This is a genomic window from Brotaphodocola sp., from assembly GCF_983179755.1.
On the sequence record NZ_CFAHBC010000021.1, the window covers coordinates 35,849 to 51,046 of the forward strand.

Consider the following 15,198-nt stretch of genomic DNA (forward strand, 5'->3'; position numbering starts at 1 on the left):
ACGGAGACAGTAGGACTGTCGGGAACATTTCAGCGAACCGGGGAGAGGTGGAAGCCCGGGATCAGTACCACAGATGCCGAAGATCACTCCTGAGTTGCAGGCTGAACAGACGACAGTAGAGTGATAGTAGGCTGTGCCGGTATCCCCCCGTTAGCAGGAACTCATATGACTGTATGTAGTGACAGGTGGTTTCAGAAGGTGATTTGTACCCTCTTCCTTTCGCGGAAGAGGGTTTTTTATTGCCATATCATGCATATCACATATCCGGAAGGCGTCAGCAAGGCGAGGTATTTGATGATAGCGAAATCTGTGAAACCATCCGAACAGAAGGAGGCAAAAAGTGATTTACGAGAAAGTTTCCACAGACATGAATTTTGTGGATCGTGAGAAGAAAGTAGAGAAGTTCTGGGATGATGAGAAGATCTTCCAGAAGAGCATGGATTCAAGAAAAGAAGGCCCGTCCTACACCTTTTATGATGGACCGCCTACCGCAAACGGAAAACCGCATATTGGTCACGTTCTGACCCGTGTTATCAAGGATATGATTCCGCGTTACCGCACGATGAAGGGTTACATGGTTCCGAGAAAAGCAGGTTGGGATACCCACGGACTTCCGGTAGAGCTGGAAGTTGAGAAGATGCTTGGACTTGACGGCAAGGAGCAGATCGAGCAGTATGGTCTTGAGCCATTCATTGAGCACTGCAAAGAGAGCGTATGGAAATACAAGGGCATGTGGGAGAATTTCTCCGGCACTGTTGGTTTCTGGGCTGATATGGAGCATCCGTATGTCACCTACGACAACAGCTTTATCGAGTCTGAGTGGTGGGCACTCAAGCAGATCTGGGAGAAGGGACTCCTCTACAAGGGATTCAAGATCGTTCCGTATTGCCCGCGTTGTGGAACTCCGCTGTCCAGCCACGAGGTTGCACAGGGATATAAGGATGTCAAGGAGCGTTCCGCAATCGTTCGCTTTAAGGTAAAGGGTGAGGATGCTTACATTCTTGCATGGACGACAACTCCGTGGACCCTTCCGTCCAACGTTGCACTCTGCGTAAATCCGGAAGAAAACTATGTAAAGGTAAAGGCTGGCGATGGCTATACCTACTACATGGCAGAGGCTCTGCTTGACACCGTTCTTGGAAAGCTCGGTGACGAGAAAGAAGGAAAGCCGGCTTATGAAGTACTTGAGACCTACAAGGGAACCGATCTTGAGGGCAAGGAGTACGAGCCGTTATACCAGGCAGCAGCTGATCTGGCTGAGAAACAGCACAAGAAGGCACATTACGTTGTCTGCGATACTTATGTTACTCTGACAGATGGTACCGGCGTGGTACACATCGCTCCGGCATTCGGTGAGGATGACTCCCGTGTCGGCAGAAAGTATGAGCTTCCGTTTGTACAGCTTGTAAATGCAAAGGGTGAGATGACCGAGAATACCCTGTGGCCGGGCGTATTTGTAAAGAAAGCAGATCCGATGGTTCTCAAAGACCTCAACGAGAGAGGACTGCTGTTTGAGGCACCGGTATTCGAACACAGCTACCCGCACTGCTGGAGATGTGACACTCCTCTGATCTACTATGCGCGTGAGTCCTGGTTTATCAAGATGACCGCAGTTAAGGATGATCTGATCCGCAACAACAACACGATCAACTGGATTCCGGAGAGCATCGGTAAGGGACGTTTTGGCGACTGGCTGGAGAACGTTCAGGACTGGGGCGTAAGCCGTAACCGTTACTGGGGAACTCCTCTGAACATCTGGGAGTGTGAGTGCGGATGCCAGCATTCGATCGGAAGTCAGGAAGAGTTAAAGTCTATGAGTCCGAACTACGCGGACGTTGTGAAGAAGTATGCGAAGGAGATGGATAAGGAGAAGAATGGTGAAGTTGAACTTCACCGCCCGTTCATCGACGATGTGACGATCACCTGCCCGAAGTGTGGCAAGCAGATGCACCGTGTTCCGGAGGTAATCGACTGCTGGTTCGATTCCGGTTCGATGCCGTTTGCACAGCACCACTATCCGTTTGAGAACAAAGAGCTGTTCGAGAAGCAGTTCCCGGCAGACTTTATTTCCGAGGCAGTGGATCAGACCCGTGGATGGTTCTACTCCCTGCTTGCAATCTCCACTCTGATCTTCAACAAGGCTCCGTACAAGAACGTTATCGTTCTGGGTCATGTTCAGGATGAGAATGGACAGAAGATGAGTAAGTCAAAGGGCAATGCGGTTGATCCGTTTGACGCTCTGGAGACTTACGGCGCAGACGCAATCCGCTGGTATTTTTACATCAACAGTGCACCGTGGCTTCCGAATCGTTTTCACGGAAAGGCAGTACAGGAGGGACAGCGTAAGTTCATGGGAACGCTGTGGAATACCTACGCATTCTACGTTCTGTATGCGAACATTGACAACTTCAACCCGATGGATTACAAGCTGGACTACGAGAAACTTCCGGTTATGGATAAGTGGCTCCTCTCCAAGATGAATTCGATGGTGAAGGCAGTCGATGATCACCTTGGCAATTACCGGATTCCGGAGGCCGCAAGAGCTCTTCAGGAGTTTGTCGATGATATGAGTAACTGGTACGTTCGTCGTAGCCGTGAGCGTTTCTGGGCAAAGGGAATGGAGCAGGACAAGATCAGTGCTTACATGACTCTGTACACCGCTCTTGTGACGGTTTCTAAGGCAGCAGCTCCGATGATTCCGTTCATGACTGAGGATATTTACCAGAACCTTGTTCGCAGTGTCGACAAGACCGCTCCGGAGAGCATTCATCTGTGTGACTTCCCGGCTGTACACGAAGAGCAGATCGACGCACAGCTTGAGGCAGACATGGATGAGGTTATGAAGATCGTTGTTCTCGGACGTGCTGCAAGAAATACGGCAAACATCAAGAACCGTCAGCCGATCGGCAAGATGTATGTCAAGGCAGACCATGTGCTTGCAGAGTATTATGTCGAGATCATTGAGGATGAGCTGAATGTGAAGTCCGCAGAGTTCGTGGATGATGTCCGCAGCTTCACAACTTACAGCTTCAAACCGCAGTTAAAGACGGTTGGACCGAAGTACGGCAAACTGCTCGGAAAGATCCGTACTGCTCTGTCTGAGGTAGATGGAAACAAGGCAATGGATGAGCTGAAGGCAGACGGTTCCTTAAAGTTCGACTTTGACGGAGAGCAGGTCGTTCTGGCAGAGGAAGATCTGCTGATTGATATGGCACAGACCGAGGGCTATGTATCTGAGGCAGATGGCGGAGTAACCGTCGCACTTGACACGAACCTGACTCCTGAGCTGATTGAGGAAGGTTTCGTCCGCGAGATCGTCAGCAAGATTCAGACGATGCGTAAGGAAGCCGGATTTGAGGTAACCGACCACATCCGTATTTATGAGAACGGCAATGAAAAGATCGCCGGACTTTTAAATAAATATACTGACACAATCTGCCATGATGTGTTCGCAGACGAAGTTCTGACGGACAAGACTGGCGGAACTTACACCAAGGAATGGAACATCAACGGAGAGACCGTAAATCTGGGAGTGGAAAAAACGAATACTGCCTGTGACTGAGAGCACAGCAGGTGAGGAGGAAAAGCCAACATGAAAACTGGATTTGACAAGGAAGTGTTCAAGAAAAGCGTGATCTATAACGTGAAGAGTCAGTTCCGTAAGACTCTTGAGGAAGCAACTCCTGAGCAGGTTTATCAGGCAGTCTGCTACGCAGTGAAGGACGTCATCATCGACGAGTGGATCGCAACCCATAAGGAGTATGAGAAGCAGGATTCCAAGACTCTGTATTACCTGTCCATGGAGTTCCTGATGGGACGTGCTCTGGGCAACAACATCATCAATATCATGGCAAGAGATGAGATCAAAGAAGCTCTTGACGAGATGGGATTTGATCTTAACCTGATTGAGGATCAGGAGCCGGATGCGGCTCTTGGAAACGGAGGTCTGGGCCGTCTTGCTGCCTGCTTCCTTGATTCCCTGGCTACGCTGGGCTATCCGGCATATGGATGTGGAATCCGTTATCGGTATGGCATGTTCAAGCAGAAGATTGTAGATGGTTATCAGGTAGAGGTTCCGGATGAGTGGCTCAAGAACGGCAACCCGTTTGAGGTTCGTCGTTCCGAGTATGCGACCGAGGTAAAATTCGGCGGTTACGTTCGCACCGTATGGGAGAACGGCCGTGAGAAGTTCGTTCAGGAAGGCTATCAGTCTGTTATGGCAGTTCCGTATGATCTTCCGGTTGTCGGCTATGGCAACAACGTAGTCAACACCTTGAGAATCTGGGATGCACAGCCGATCAACACCTTCAGCCTTGACGCATTCGATCGCGGAGACTACCAGAAAGCAGTGGAGCAGGAGAACTTGGCAAAGAATATCTGTGAGGTTCTTTACCCGAACGATAACCACTATGCAGGTAAGGAACTGCGTCTGAGACAGCAGTACTTCTTCATCTCTGCAAGCGTACAGCGTGCTGTCCTCAAGTACATGGAAAAGCACGACGATGTTCGCAAGTTCTATGAGAAGAATGTATTCCAGTTAAACGATACCCATCCGACCGTAGCGGTTGCAGAGCTGATGAGAATCCTTCTGGATGACTACGGTCTGACCTGGGATGAGGCATGGGAGGTTACGACAAAGACCTGTGCTTACACGAACCACACGATCATGGCAGAGGCACTTGAGAAATGGCCGATCGAGCTGTTCTCCCGTCTGCTTCCGCGTATCTATCAGATCGTTGAGGAGATCAACCGCCGTTTCATCATTCAGATTCAGCAGAAGTATCCGGGTGACCAGCAGAAGATTGCAAAGATGGCAATCATCTACGACGGACAGGTTAAGATGGCTCATATGGCAATCGCGGGTAGCTTCTCTGTAAACGGTGTAGCACAGCTTCACACCGAGATCTTAAAGAAGCAGGAGCTGAAGGATTTCTATGAAATGATGCCGGAGAAGTTCAACAACAAGACGAACGGTATCACCCAGAGAAGATTCCTGCTTCACGGCAACCCGCTGTTAGCAGACTGGGTAACCTCCAAGATCGGCGATGAGTGGATCACCGACCTGTCTGCAATCAGTAAGTTAAAGCTGTATGTGGATGACGAGAAGTGCCAGCACGAGTTCATGAACATCAAGTATCAGAATAAGATCCGTCTGGCAAAATACATCAAGGAGCACAACGGTATCGATGTAGATCCGCGCTCAATCTTTGATGTACAGGTAAAGCGTCTGCATGAGTACAAGCGTCAGCTGATGAACATCCTGCATGTCATGTATCTGTACAATCAGCTCAAGGATAACCCGGAGATGGATATGGTTCCGCGCACTTTCATCTTCGGTGCAAAGGCAGCAGCAGGCTACAAGCGTGCGAAACTGACAATCAAGCTGATCAACTCCGTAGCAGATGTGATCAACAACGATCCGACGATCAACGGCAAGATCAAAGTCGTATTCATCGAGGATTACCGCGTATCCAACGCAGAGATTATCTTCGCAGCGGCAGATGTCAGCGAGCAGATTTCTACCGCCAGCAAGGAGGCATCCGGTACCGGTAACATGAAGTTTATGCTGAACGGTGCTCTGACCCTCGGAACGATGGACGGTGCAAACGTTGAGATCGTTGAGGAAGTAGGCGCAGATCATGCATTTATCTTCGGAACTTCCTCCGATGAGATCATTCGCATGGAGCATGACCGTAGCTACAATCCAATGGAAATCTTCAACAACGATCAGGACATCCGTCGCGTGCTGATGCAGTTGATCAACGGTTACTATTCTCCGCAGGATCCGGAGCTGTTCCGCGACATTTACAACTCTCTGCTGAATACGCAGAGCAGTGATCGCGCAGATACCTACTTCATCCTGAAAGACTTCAAGATGTATGCAGATGCACAGCGCCGTATCAACGAGGCTTACAAGGATGAGCAGTGGTGGGCAAGAACTGCTATGCTCAACACCGCAAGCAGTGGAAAGTTCAGCTCTGACCGTACCATCGAGGAGTATGTAAGAGATATCTGGCATCTCGAGAAGGTAAAGGTAGAGGTCTAAAAATATAAGAATTATTGATTCTAGTTGATTACAGCTGATTATAGCTGATTATAGACAATTTGAGCGCGAGAACCTCATTTCGTTGAGGATGGGATGAATCGCGAATAAAAAGAAGATTCCTTCATAAACTGATCCGAGAGGATTGGAAGGTGGAGGGATCTTTTTTTGTTTGGAAAAAAGTTTTGGAGTTCATGGGATCGGTCGCTTCGCGTGAGAGTTCGGCTTGCAATCGCGGGAATCTTGTTTCTTCTTCCGTGGGGGATGAGCCTGATCTGTGTTCAGGTGAGCGGACGAGCTGAAAACTCTGAGATTTCTGAAACGGAAGGGCAGACTGGAGAGGAAGAGGAAGTGGAACAGATAAAACAGACTGATCAGACCGAAAACGTGGACGACACCGGAATTGTGGATGGGACAGGAAATCTAAGTGGAGCAGAAAATGGGAACGGTACTGGGAATATGAGTGGAGCAGGAAATGTGGGTGGAGAACACACGCGCCGGATTCTTCTTATTCGCGAGGGGATTCGGACGTATCTCTCGCTTGAGGCTTATCTTCCGGGGGTGCTCCTCTGTGAGATTGATCCGTTTGTTGAACTTGAGACACTTAAATGTCAGGCAGTGATTGTGAGAACTTACCTGTATCGGTTGATGGGGGAGAGAACGGAGATCGAGGAAAGTCAGTTAGATGTCGATTATGTGGAGAGCCGAACGAGCCAGATGGGGAAACTTGAATATCGGGTTGGCAAGCATAGTGAAAAAAATCAGAAAAATCAGAAAGACCAGAAAAACTGGTTAGAATACGAGAGGATGACTCAGGCGCAGAGGGAGCAGATTGCAGAAGGCATGGAGCGATGCAAGCAGGCAGTCAGGGAGACCGAAGGGATCGTACTCACCTGTGAAAACCAGTATATTCTTCCGATGTTTCATACCTCAAGTGCCGGGCGAACGAGGGATGGGGGAGAGGAATACCCGTATTTGCGTCCGGTTGAAAGCAGATGGGACAAGGAAGAGAAAAACTGGCAGACGACCTATCGGTGGAGCAAAGAGGAGTTTGCCGGGAAGATCCGCCAGATCGGGGATGAGGGGGATTTGACACCCGAAGAACTCATAGAAAAGATTCAAATTGTAAAGCGGGATCAGAGTGGGTATGTCGAGTGGATTCAGATCGGAAATCGAACGTATGAGGGGGAGACAGTTCGCGCCGTGTTAAATCTCTCATCTGCCTGTTTTTCATTTGGAAAGGTGAAAGGACAAACTGAAAATGAAGGGGCGCGAAACACGTTCGTTCAGGCAATCGTGAATGGGAGCGGGCACGGATATGGACTGAGTCAGGCGGGAGCGGAACACATGGCAAAAGAGGGGTGGGGATACGAGGAAATCTTGAGTTATTACTATACCGGAGTCGAGTTGATCAGGGAGCCTTCTGGTTAATTATGAAAATTTAAAATCACTGAATAAGTTTTTTGCCTTTGGTAAAAATAGTATCGAGGTGATAAACGGTGAAAGAGAAAGGAAAGGGAAACCAGCCATTCCGGGATAAAGTATTTCTGGTGATGCTGGTGATGGGTCTGCTGACGATGGTAACTGCGGCAGGCATGGCTACCGTAAAGAGAGGAAGAGGAGACGAGCAGAAGCCATATGTGGATTTGCAAGGGCAGGAAGATTTTCTTGCGGGGGGATCAAATGCCAACTCTTTGACTCAGGATACGGAGGAGAATAGTCAGGACAATGCAAAAGATCAGAGTGGTACAGAAGAAAAACACGAAAATCCAGATACGGTTGTGGCAGAAGCTCAGAGACAGAGTGGACAGATGACGGAAGAGAACGACAGACAGAATCAGGGTACAAGTGAAAAAGATGGAAATGCTAAAGATGAACATTCGGAAAAAGGCAGTCAGATCGCACAGGCGGAAAATTCAGAGGAAAGCCTTGCAAGAGAAGTTGGGGCGGGGGGAAGTGCAGCCCAGTCTCTGATGCTCAACTTCAATGATGCGAGTCGGATCACCTGGCCTGTTCGCGGAAATGTACTCTTGGATTACAGTATGGACCAGACAATTTATTTTCCGACGCTGGAACAGTACCGATGCAGTCCCGGAATTGTGATTCAGGGCTCAATCGGGGAACCCGTCTATGCGCCGGCGAATGCGAGAGTGCTCGAGACAGGGACAAACGAAGAAATCGGAACGTATGTGACGCTGGACTTTGGAAATGGATACGAGGCAGTTTGTGGACAGCTGAGTGAGGTGTCCGCGGTTCCGGGAGAGTATCTTGAGCAGGGACAGGTTCTCGGATATGTCGCAGAACCGACGAAATACTATACGATCGAGGGAAGCAATGTGTTCTTTGAACTGACTCAGGATGGAAAAGCCATTGATCCGATGGGATATCTTGAATAAACAAAAGCAGGAATCCGCCCCTCAAAAGAGGGGACGGGTTCGTTTTTCTTATCTGTGTTTTATTTTGCGAGGGAATTTTCGCGGTTCTGATCAAATGCTGGATTGAACGCATAGAAATTTCGGCAGTTCAAGTGATCCTGAACGTCGCGAAGCGCTTCCCCAAATCTTTGGAAGTGGACAATTTCGCGCTCTCTTAAGAAGCGGATCGGATCGCAGACTTCTGGATCTTTGACAAGACGGAGAATGTTGTCGTAGGTGCTTCTCGCCTTCTGTTCTGCGGAAAGGTTCTCGCACAGATCGGTGATTGGGTCACCCTTTGACTGGAACTCACAGGCATTGAAGGGGACACCACCTGCGGACTGTGGCCAGATGCCTGTTGTGTGATCGATATAGTAAGGGCCAAAGCCTGATTCCTCTATCTCTTTCGGAGTCAGATTTCTGGTCAGCTGGTGGATAATTGCAGCGATGATCTCCCAGTGCCCGAGTTCTTCTGTTCCCACATCTGTGAGTACAGCCTTCCCTTTCTCGTATGGCATCGCGTAGCGCTGGCTCAAATAGCGCATCGCAGCTCCCGCTTCGCCGTCTGGACCACCAGATTGTAAAAACCTACAATATTTTCCTAAATCAAACGTAATATATGAAACGCAATTCGCCGTGTGCTTTATCGACGATCACTTCTTTTAATACGCTTCGGATTGCAACACCCTTCACATCATTTTCGACATCCGGATCAGAAACAAGCTCATAGACGTGTTTGATCCGCGCCACCATTTCTTCTGTCGATGGTTTTTCAGGGGCAGTAATTGCAGCCAGGCGATCTAGCTCGGCTCTGAGATCTTCACGCTCTTTCTGAATGCGTGCCTTATTATTCTTATATTCTTCAAGCGTGTCCGCACCAGCCTCATATGCCTCCCTGATACGCCGTTCCTTGGCATCTACACGGGCAAGAGCATCTTTTAAAATTTTTTCTTCCGGAGCCTTTTCACTATGCTTCGGGATACATTCATATTCAACCTGTCCGGTCCGAATAATATTTTCCATAGATTCCAGAACGGCTCTTTCGATTTTACGCTCCGAAATCCCGCAAGGTTCAGAGTGATACCCTTTGAGTTGCTTCCAACATTTAAAAAAGTTACCACCCTTCTGCGAACTATTTTTATTATAGGCTAAGCTGGCACCACAGTAGCCACATCGGAGAGTTCCGGAAAGCCAGTGCTTGCAGGAAGATACTTCTCTGCGTCGTAAAGGTTTATATTCTCGTTGCATCCGAGCTTGCACATCTTCGTATACTTCACGGATCAGCGGGCTGATTTCGTGAGAACCCTGAAAACTGTATCCATTCCATTCCACGGTGCCAATATAGAATTTGTTTTGCAGAATACGGAGAATCGTTCGGCGTTCAAATGGGCGGCCGCGCCGGGTCTTCCAGCCGTTCGCATTACAGCTGCGGGCAATTTTGGTCATATCCAGACCATCGTGGTAGGACCGGAAGATGTATTCGACCATCGGCATTCTCTCAGGATCGATCACATACGGTTTTCCTCCACCAACAGCGTTGTAGCCGGTTGGCGGAACCGATTGGTAGCCGTGGCGCAGTGCTTTTTCTGTCATTCCGCGGATTACTTCACCGGAGAGGTTGTAAGAGTAATATTCGTCGAACCATTCGATGATGGTCTCGATCAGGCGCCCAAACATACCCTCCGCGATTGGCTCTGATACACTCTTAACCTCTACACCACATTTTTTTCGGAGGATTCCCTTGTAGAACGTGCTCTCTTCTTGGTTGCGCGCAAATCTGGAAAATTTCCAGACATACAGGCGAGAAAAAGGAGCAGGAGATTGGGACTTTGCAGTCGCAATCATCCGCTGGAACTGCGGTCGATTTTCTGCCTTCCTTCCAGAAATTCCGCGCTCTTCCTCGAAGACGAATTCCTGCGGAATGATGAATCCATCCTGTTTTGCAGCATCCATGATCGTGCGGAGCTGTGCATCAGGAGAAAGTTCCGTCTGATCATCGGTGGAAACGCGAATGTAGGCGGCGCCGATTTCAAGAGATTGCGACATGGGAATCCTCCTTTCTGCTCTAATCAATCAGATCATCAATCCTGATCGTCAATCCCAGATAAATTCCGACTGAAATTTCCTGTGAGAAAGAATAGATGACCGGCGCAACGTCCTCCTCGTAATGATATACCGTCACACGTTCCTTGGCTGGATCGACAATCCAATATTCCCGGACGCCAGCTTCTGAATAGATAGTGTTCTTTAAACTGTAATCCATTTTCCGGCTGGCAGGTGATACGATCTCAAAAATCAGATCCGGAGCACCTGTGCATCCTCGATCAGTCAATTTGTTTGGATCACAGATCACGGAAATGTCCGGTTCCACCCAGTTTTTATCATCAGCATCCAGATTTACGGCAAATGGCGCGGCATAGACTTCGCAGGAACCGTGATGCGCATCGATGTAATTCGATACAATCTTATAAATCTGTCCAGAAATCTTCTGATGGATTCGGCTCGGCGGTGCCATATTGTAGAATCGTCCATCAATCAGCTCAGCGCGTTCGCCTTCCGGAAGGTTCCAGTAGTCTTCAGATGTGAAATGGTCTTTTAACAATGGCATATCAACACGTCCTTTCTAAAAATTCAATGTTATTGTTTCAATACGTCTGGAATTCCATACGGTTTATTTCGTGAAATACCTTTGCGATCGGTGTTGGTAGTACCGGGCAGTTTTTTGATTATTTAATTATGGTTAATGCAATAATTGAATGTACATATCTAGCTGTTTTTCCTCTAAATCCGCAATTAAATCCGCGAATGGATTCAAGTTTTTATTGACAGCGTATTCTTCCAAAGCGTTGTAATAATCGAGGCGATTTTCTTTGGCAATAGATACAGGCAGATAGCCTGCTGACATAAGCTGATAGTTCATGATCAAACGAGAAGTCCTGCCATTGCCATCTATGAACGGATGAATACGAACAAATTCGGCATGCGTCCACGCTGCGTACTCGATTGGATTCAGAGTTTCTTTCTTCCATCCCAGATCGGCATAAAAGTTTTTGATCTGATTGTACATTTCATTGCCCGCTGGTGGAGTATGCCCTGCTCCACTGATGCGAACCTCTTGATTTCGATAAATGCCACCGATAATAATATTTTCCGTAAGAATGGCGTGAATATCCTTCACAATGGACTCATCAAGTGGTTTGCGCTCAGCAATGCAACGTTTCACATATTGGTATGCTTTTTTATGATTAACGACTTCGTAGATTTCTCTGAGTTGTTTGCCACCAACAGAAATTCCGTCCTCAAGAACTACTTTCGTTTCCATTAAGGTTAAAGTATTTCCCTCGATAGCGGTAGAGTTGTGTGTAAAGGTCAGCTCAAAGTCTTTTTCGTAGGAAGCCAAAGTAATATGGTTAATATTTTGCTTGCCTTGAGAAAAAAGTTTTTGTTTCTTTTCTATTTCTTTAAAATTCATGAATAAATCCTTTCACAACGCGTTATCTCGTGAAATATCCTGCGAAATCACGAGATACTCACGAGATAGATTGCTCTCGCCCATTTTTCCCGAGCGGGAAGGATGGTTTGTTGACGTCAACAAAACGTCAGGGACTTAGTAAATTCTATCTACTTTTTTTAAATCCGGATGTTTTTTTGAAACACATATTATGTTCAAATGTTTCAACAAAATCCGAAGCATCGATTCTGTCAAAGTTGATACCAGAAAATTTATTACGTAGAAACTTCACGGATAATATGGTATCATTTTCTTCTTTACCGGTAGTCGTATTCAGAATAGTATCGGTAGCATGTACAATGGCAAAATCTATAGGAAGTAGAGAGAATAATTCTCTAGCCAATCGAATAGCACAACTACATACATAGTCTTGCGTTATATCATAATACATAGTTTTCGACATGGATTTTTCGGAAAGTTTTCCGGTTTTTGTTAGTGATTTTGATTTTTCTGGAACTACAGAATCAGATTTTACCTGAAATTCTATTTCCATATACTTCGGATTATCAGTCCCAAATTCAAAACCGCTTCCAAAATCCAATAAATCTTCAAATGGATTAGTTTCTTCTATAATTGCATAATATGCATCTATATCTCCAGAAACGATATTATTTGCTAATTTTACATTCGATTCCCACTCGGCATAATTTTTTAAATCTTCTTGTTTGGCCGTATCAACAGCTTTAGATGGTTCTGATTTGTGTTTGTCGCTCATGCCAGAAAAAATTTTTTCGATGAAATTAGGCTTGAAATTATCTAAACTATTTTGAGCAGCAATTTCTTTCGGACCTTTTTCTTCGGCTGTAAACGGGGCAGGTGAAGAAGCAACGGAAAACCAATTTATAGGATCTGAACATTCTACATGAACATGCTGAATCATATAAATATAATTTTCATATTCCTCAACAAGAAGGGCATTTTTCTTTTGCTCCTCTAATTTTTCAGCTTGTTTTAATTGGGCTTGAATTTCCTTTTGCTTTGAATAAGCACTTGATTTATAAGCCCGCTTTTTGGTCGTTTTATGTCCTGAGGTAGTGTATGATATACCGGTTCCAGGAATAGATATCCTTGAGCGTGATCCAGTTCTTGAATTGAATGATACACCGCCATATTTTCCACCAATGCTTATACCAGCACTTTTTTTGCCCAGATTTAATTTTACTCCTGGTGCAAGCTTTATACTTTTTCTAAATCGCAATCCCATAACAAATTCTCTTTAAATTTTCTTAATCACAGTCAGCACCGGCTCAAACAAAATTATGTATCCATCCACTTCAACAGAACATCCATACTTTTCACGGTAGCATTCGAGCGCTTCCTTTAGAAATTCCTCGGAAACTTCCAAGCACTCCGCCAGCTCATGACGATTCTGGCAATGTCGGCGGTATCCCTGGATGATTCCAGAGAGACCGATGCGCCGATTGTAGGCTCTAAGCCGAGCGATCCGCTCTTGCTTCCGAGAATTGGTATCATGCTGATCCAGAATGTTTCCGACAGTCGTGTAGTGGTGTTCCAGTTCTTCGGCGAGAGTATCAGCTGTCTCAGCATTAGTCATGCCCTCTTTTATAGCGATAGAGCCATCCACATATAATCCCTTAATTCGCTCACTTTTAAAACTGACATAATCTATATAGATATGTTGATCGTAGGCTTCCTGTTCCAGTGTTTCGGTTGCGATCAATAGAATCACCCCTCTATTTGCGCCGATTCTTTACAAATTCGGCGTATGCTAAAATGTCCTCCAGCTCTTCTTCCGTGAATTCATCGCCATCGAAATGAGCAGCGATGGTTGAAGCGGATAAACCAGTGTTTTCATTATCAACCAAATAATCGAGTGTACAGTTGAAATAAGTAGCCAATTTTCTAAGGGTAGATAATTTAATATTATCACTGCCTTTTTTGTAAAAGCCATCAATAGTAGTGTAGGGAATATCCGCTTCTTTTGATAAAGTAGATTTATTTATATGGCGTTCAGCCATTAATGCATCAAGTTTTTCAGTAAATGACATATGCAATTCCTCCTTATATTGAATATACACTAATATTTTTACTTTGTAAAGTTAAAATATACCCTACAAAATAAAAAAATTACGTCACGGGGTTGACAAATTACGATATAGGGTATAATATATAGGGGAATTACGACACAGGGTAATAAAGGAGGTGACAAAGATGTTTTCAAACTTAAATGCAGAGATGGCAAGAAATAAATTGACAATAAAAGCATTAGCATCATTATCAGGAATCAAATACGAATCACTGAAAAATAAGATGAGTGGAGTAACAGAATTTAAGTGTAGCGAGATGTATGCAATCAAAAAGTGTGCGTTTCCGAACTGCACGATAGATTACCTGTTCTCGGAGGAGTAGGAAGGGGTGAGGAAGTGGAAGAAAAGAAACGTTTAGAGAGTGCGTTGTTGGCTTTTATCGAAAGGACAGTAAAAGAGCCAGTGTGCGAAAAGGAAATCGAGGTACTTCCGGCACTGGCTCATGAGTTGATTGAATTATGGAAAAGTTAATCTTCCTTGTTGTTTAGCTCAACAAGTTTGTCGTAGATTACTTGCATAAATTCAGCAACTTTTTCTCCGCCTTCTTTTGACGGGGATGTGTTGGTATTGGACATTTTTGCGACAGTGATTTCCTTTACCATCTCGATTAAGTGTTTATTTCCAAGTTTATCCATGAAGTTCTCCTTTCTATTGTACTCGGCTCTGGCAGGAGCCTGTGAGTACAGTATAAGGCAAGGAAGGGCGAAAAGCAATCTGGTAACACAGACAGGTAAGACCGCATAAATTACGGAAGGGGGCGGTGAGATGGAGTGGAAGATAGTCAATTATCTCTGTAAAGCAGAAGATAATATAAACTTTCTCGATGAAGAAGAAATGAAAAAATATCTCTGGGACAGATTGTCTCCAGAGGAGCAGAGAGAAGCATCTGACAAGATCCACCGCCGGTTGGCGGAAGCGTTTGGATTAAGAATTAAGGAGGAAAAACAAGATGAGAACACAGATGAAGAACGTGCAGGTTGAGAACAAAGAAGAGGGACTGTCCTATGTGGCGGTCAAGAGCGCGCCAAGAGAGCGCATTGACCTGCTGGCGATCTTCCAGAGCTTGCTGATCGGGGCAACCGGAGCATCGGCGCTGATGGCGCTGGGGGCGTGGCTGGCGATTTCGTTGATGCGCTAAAGAAAATAGCCCCGACGTAGTGGCGCTACGCGGGGCAGAAAGGA

Annotated in this window: 16 protein-coding genes; 8 read left to right on the forward strand and 8 right to left on the reverse strand. The window is 46.2% G+C overall.

The annotated features are described in order from the left end of the window. Window positions 1–343 precede the first annotated feature (343 nt). From ileS to AC4EVX_RS08855, 4 genes are all read left to right on the forward strand, one after another. Window positions 344–3,562 (forward strand): isoleucine--tRNA ligase, encoded by a 3,219-nt coding sequence (gene ileS, locus AC4EVX_RS08840; protein WP_490160023.1) that lies wholly within the window; start codon window positions 344–346, stop codon window positions 3,560–3,562. A gap of 30 nt (window positions 3,563–3,592) precedes the next feature. Then, on the forward strand, window positions 3,593–6,046 hold the full coding sequence (locus AC4EVX_RS08845) for a glycogen/starch/alpha-glucan phosphorylase (protein WP_308451648.1): 2,454 nt from the start codon (window positions 3,593–3,595) through the stop codon (window positions 6,044–6,046). A gap of 165 nt (window positions 6,047–6,211) precedes the next feature. Beyond that, entirely contained in the window at window positions 6,212–7,474 is a 1,263-nt protein-coding gene (locus tag AC4EVX_RS08850; protein WP_490160010.1) for a SpoIID/LytB domain-containing protein, read from the forward strand. A gap of 122 nt (window positions 7,475–7,596) precedes the next feature. Further along, a complete protein-coding gene (locus AC4EVX_RS08855) occupies window positions 7,597–8,439 on the forward strand; it encodes a murein hydrolase activator EnvC family protein (protein ID WP_408612097.1) in 843 nt (280 codons plus the stop codon). A gap of 59 nt (window positions 8,440–8,498) precedes the next feature. On the opposite strand, the gene AC4EVX_RS08860 is transcribed toward AC4EVX_RS08855, so the two are convergent. From AC4EVX_RS08860 to AC4EVX_RS08890, 7 genes are all read right to left on the reverse strand, one after another. Further along, the gene (locus tag AC4EVX_RS08860) at window positions 8,499–9,074 is read right to left on the reverse strand and encodes a manganese catalase family protein (protein WP_490160024.1); all 576 of its coding nucleotides are present in this window, start codon (window positions 9,072–9,074) and stop codon (window positions 8,499–8,501) included. Continuing rightward, on the reverse strand, window positions 9,064–10,503 hold the full coding sequence (locus tag AC4EVX_RS08865) for a recombinase family protein (protein ID WP_490160011.1): 1,440 nt from the start codon (window positions 10,501–10,503) through the stop codon (window positions 9,064–9,066). Before AC4EVX_RS08865 ends, AC4EVX_RS08860 begins: the two co-directional genes overlap by 11 nt. A gap of 19 nt (window positions 10,504–10,522) precedes the next feature. Further along, window positions 10,523–11,065, reverse strand: a complete 543-nt coding sequence (locus tag AC4EVX_RS08870) for a Uma2 family endonuclease (RefSeq protein WP_177978453.1) — start codon at window positions 11,063–11,065, stop codon at window positions 10,523–10,525. A 132-nt stretch (window positions 11,066–11,197) separates the two neighbouring features. Then, complete coding sequence (locus AC4EVX_RS08875) at window positions 11,198–11,929, reverse strand: Fic family protein (protein ID WP_490160012.1); 732 nt, start codon at window positions 11,927–11,929, stop codon at window positions 11,198–11,200. Between the two features lie 145 nt (window positions 11,930–12,074). Next, complete coding sequence (locus tag AC4EVX_RS08880) at window positions 12,075–13,172, reverse strand: DUF4236 domain-containing protein (protein ID WP_490160013.1); 1,098 nt, start codon at window positions 13,170–13,172, stop codon at window positions 12,075–12,077. A gap of 12 nt (window positions 13,173–13,184) precedes the next feature. Continuing rightward, complete coding sequence (locus AC4EVX_RS08885) at window positions 13,185–13,523, reverse strand: hypothetical protein (RefSeq protein ID WP_490160014.1); 339 nt, start codon at window positions 13,521–13,523, stop codon at window positions 13,185–13,187. A gap of 139 nt (window positions 13,524–13,662) precedes the next feature. Next, window positions 13,663–13,977 (reverse strand): helix-turn-helix domain-containing protein, encoded by a 315-nt coding sequence (locus AC4EVX_RS08890; RefSeq protein WP_490160015.1) that lies wholly within the window; start codon window positions 13,975–13,977, stop codon window positions 13,663–13,665. 163 nt (window positions 13,978–14,140) lie between these two features. Here AC4EVX_RS08890 and AC4EVX_RS08895 point away from each other — a divergent pair, with 163 nt between their 5' ends. Continuing rightward, window positions 14,141–14,338: a hypothetical protein gene (locus AC4EVX_RS08895; RefSeq protein WP_490160016.1), complete on the forward strand. Its 198-nt coding sequence runs from the start codon at window positions 14,141–14,143 to the stop codon at window positions 14,336–14,338. A gap of 14 nt (window positions 14,339–14,352) precedes the next feature. Then, entirely contained in the window at window positions 14,353–14,487 is a 135-nt protein-coding gene (locus AC4EVX_RS08900) for a hypothetical protein (protein ID WP_490160017.1), read from the forward strand. Here the strand turns inward: AC4EVX_RS08900 and AC4EVX_RS08905 are convergent. Beyond that, window positions 14,484–14,651: a hypothetical protein gene (locus tag AC4EVX_RS08905; RefSeq protein ID WP_490160018.1), complete on the reverse strand. Its 168-nt coding sequence runs from the start codon at window positions 14,649–14,651 to the stop codon at window positions 14,484–14,486. The genes AC4EVX_RS08900 and AC4EVX_RS08905 overlap by 4 nt on opposite strands. Window positions 14,652–14,781: 130 nt before the next feature. On the opposite strand from AC4EVX_RS08905, the gene AC4EVX_RS08910 reads away from it, so the two are divergent. Next, window positions 14,782–14,997, forward strand: coding sequence for a hypothetical protein (locus tag AC4EVX_RS08910; protein WP_490160019.1), 216 nt, complete (start codon window positions 14,782–14,784; stop codon window positions 14,995–14,997). Next, window positions 14,966–15,154: a hypothetical protein gene (locus AC4EVX_RS08915; RefSeq protein WP_490160020.1), complete on the forward strand. Its 189-nt coding sequence runs from the start codon at window positions 14,966–14,968 to the stop codon at window positions 15,152–15,154. Before AC4EVX_RS08910 ends, AC4EVX_RS08915 begins: the two co-directional genes overlap by 32 nt. Window positions 15,155–15,198: the final 44 nt, after the last annotated feature.

Coding starts and splice junctions, on each gene's coding strand:
- AC4EVX_RS08865 (WP_490160011.1), bottom strand. CDS start 10,503: ATGTCGCAATCTCTTGAAATCGGCGCCGCCTACATTCGCGTTTCCACC.
- AC4EVX_RS08885 (WP_490160014.1), bottom strand. CDS start 13,523: ATGACTAATGCTGAGACAGCTGATACTCTCGCCGAAGAACTGGAACAC.
- AC4EVX_RS08880 (WP_490160013.1), bottom strand. CDS start 13,172: ATGGGATTGCGATTTAGAAAAAGTATAAAGCTTGCACCAGGAGTAAAA.
- AC4EVX_RS08855 (WP_408612097.1), top strand. CDS start 7,597: ATGCTGGTGATGGGTCTGCTGACGATGGTAACTGCGGCAGGCATGGCT.
- AC4EVX_RS08910 (WP_490160019.1), top strand. CDS start 14,782: ATGGAGTGGAAGATAGTCAATTATCTCTGTAAAGCAGAAGATAATATA.
- AC4EVX_RS08875 (WP_490160012.1), bottom strand. CDS start 11,929: ATGAATTTTAAAGAAATAGAAAAGAAACAAAAACTTTTTTCTCAAGGC.
- AC4EVX_RS08915 (WP_490160020.1), top strand. CDS start 14,966: ATGAGAACACAGATGAAGAACGTGCAGGTTGAGAACAAAGAAGAGGGA.
- AC4EVX_RS08895 (WP_490160016.1), top strand. CDS start 14,141: ATGTTTTCAAACTTAAATGCAGAGATGGCAAGAAATAAATTGACAATA.
- AC4EVX_RS08870 (WP_177978453.1), bottom strand. CDS start 11,065: ATGCCATTGTTAAAAGACCATTTCACATCTGAAGACTACTGGAACCTT.
- AC4EVX_RS08905 (WP_490160018.1), bottom strand. CDS start 14,651: ATGGATAAACTTGGAAATAAACACTTAATCGAGATGGTAAAGGAAATC.
- AC4EVX_RS08890 (WP_490160015.1), bottom strand. CDS start 13,977: ATGTCATTTACTGAAAAACTTGATGCATTAATGGCTGAACGCCATATA.
- AC4EVX_RS08845 (WP_308451648.1), top strand. CDS start 3,593: ATGAAAACTGGATTTGACAAGGAAGTGTTCAAGAAAAGCGTGATCTAT.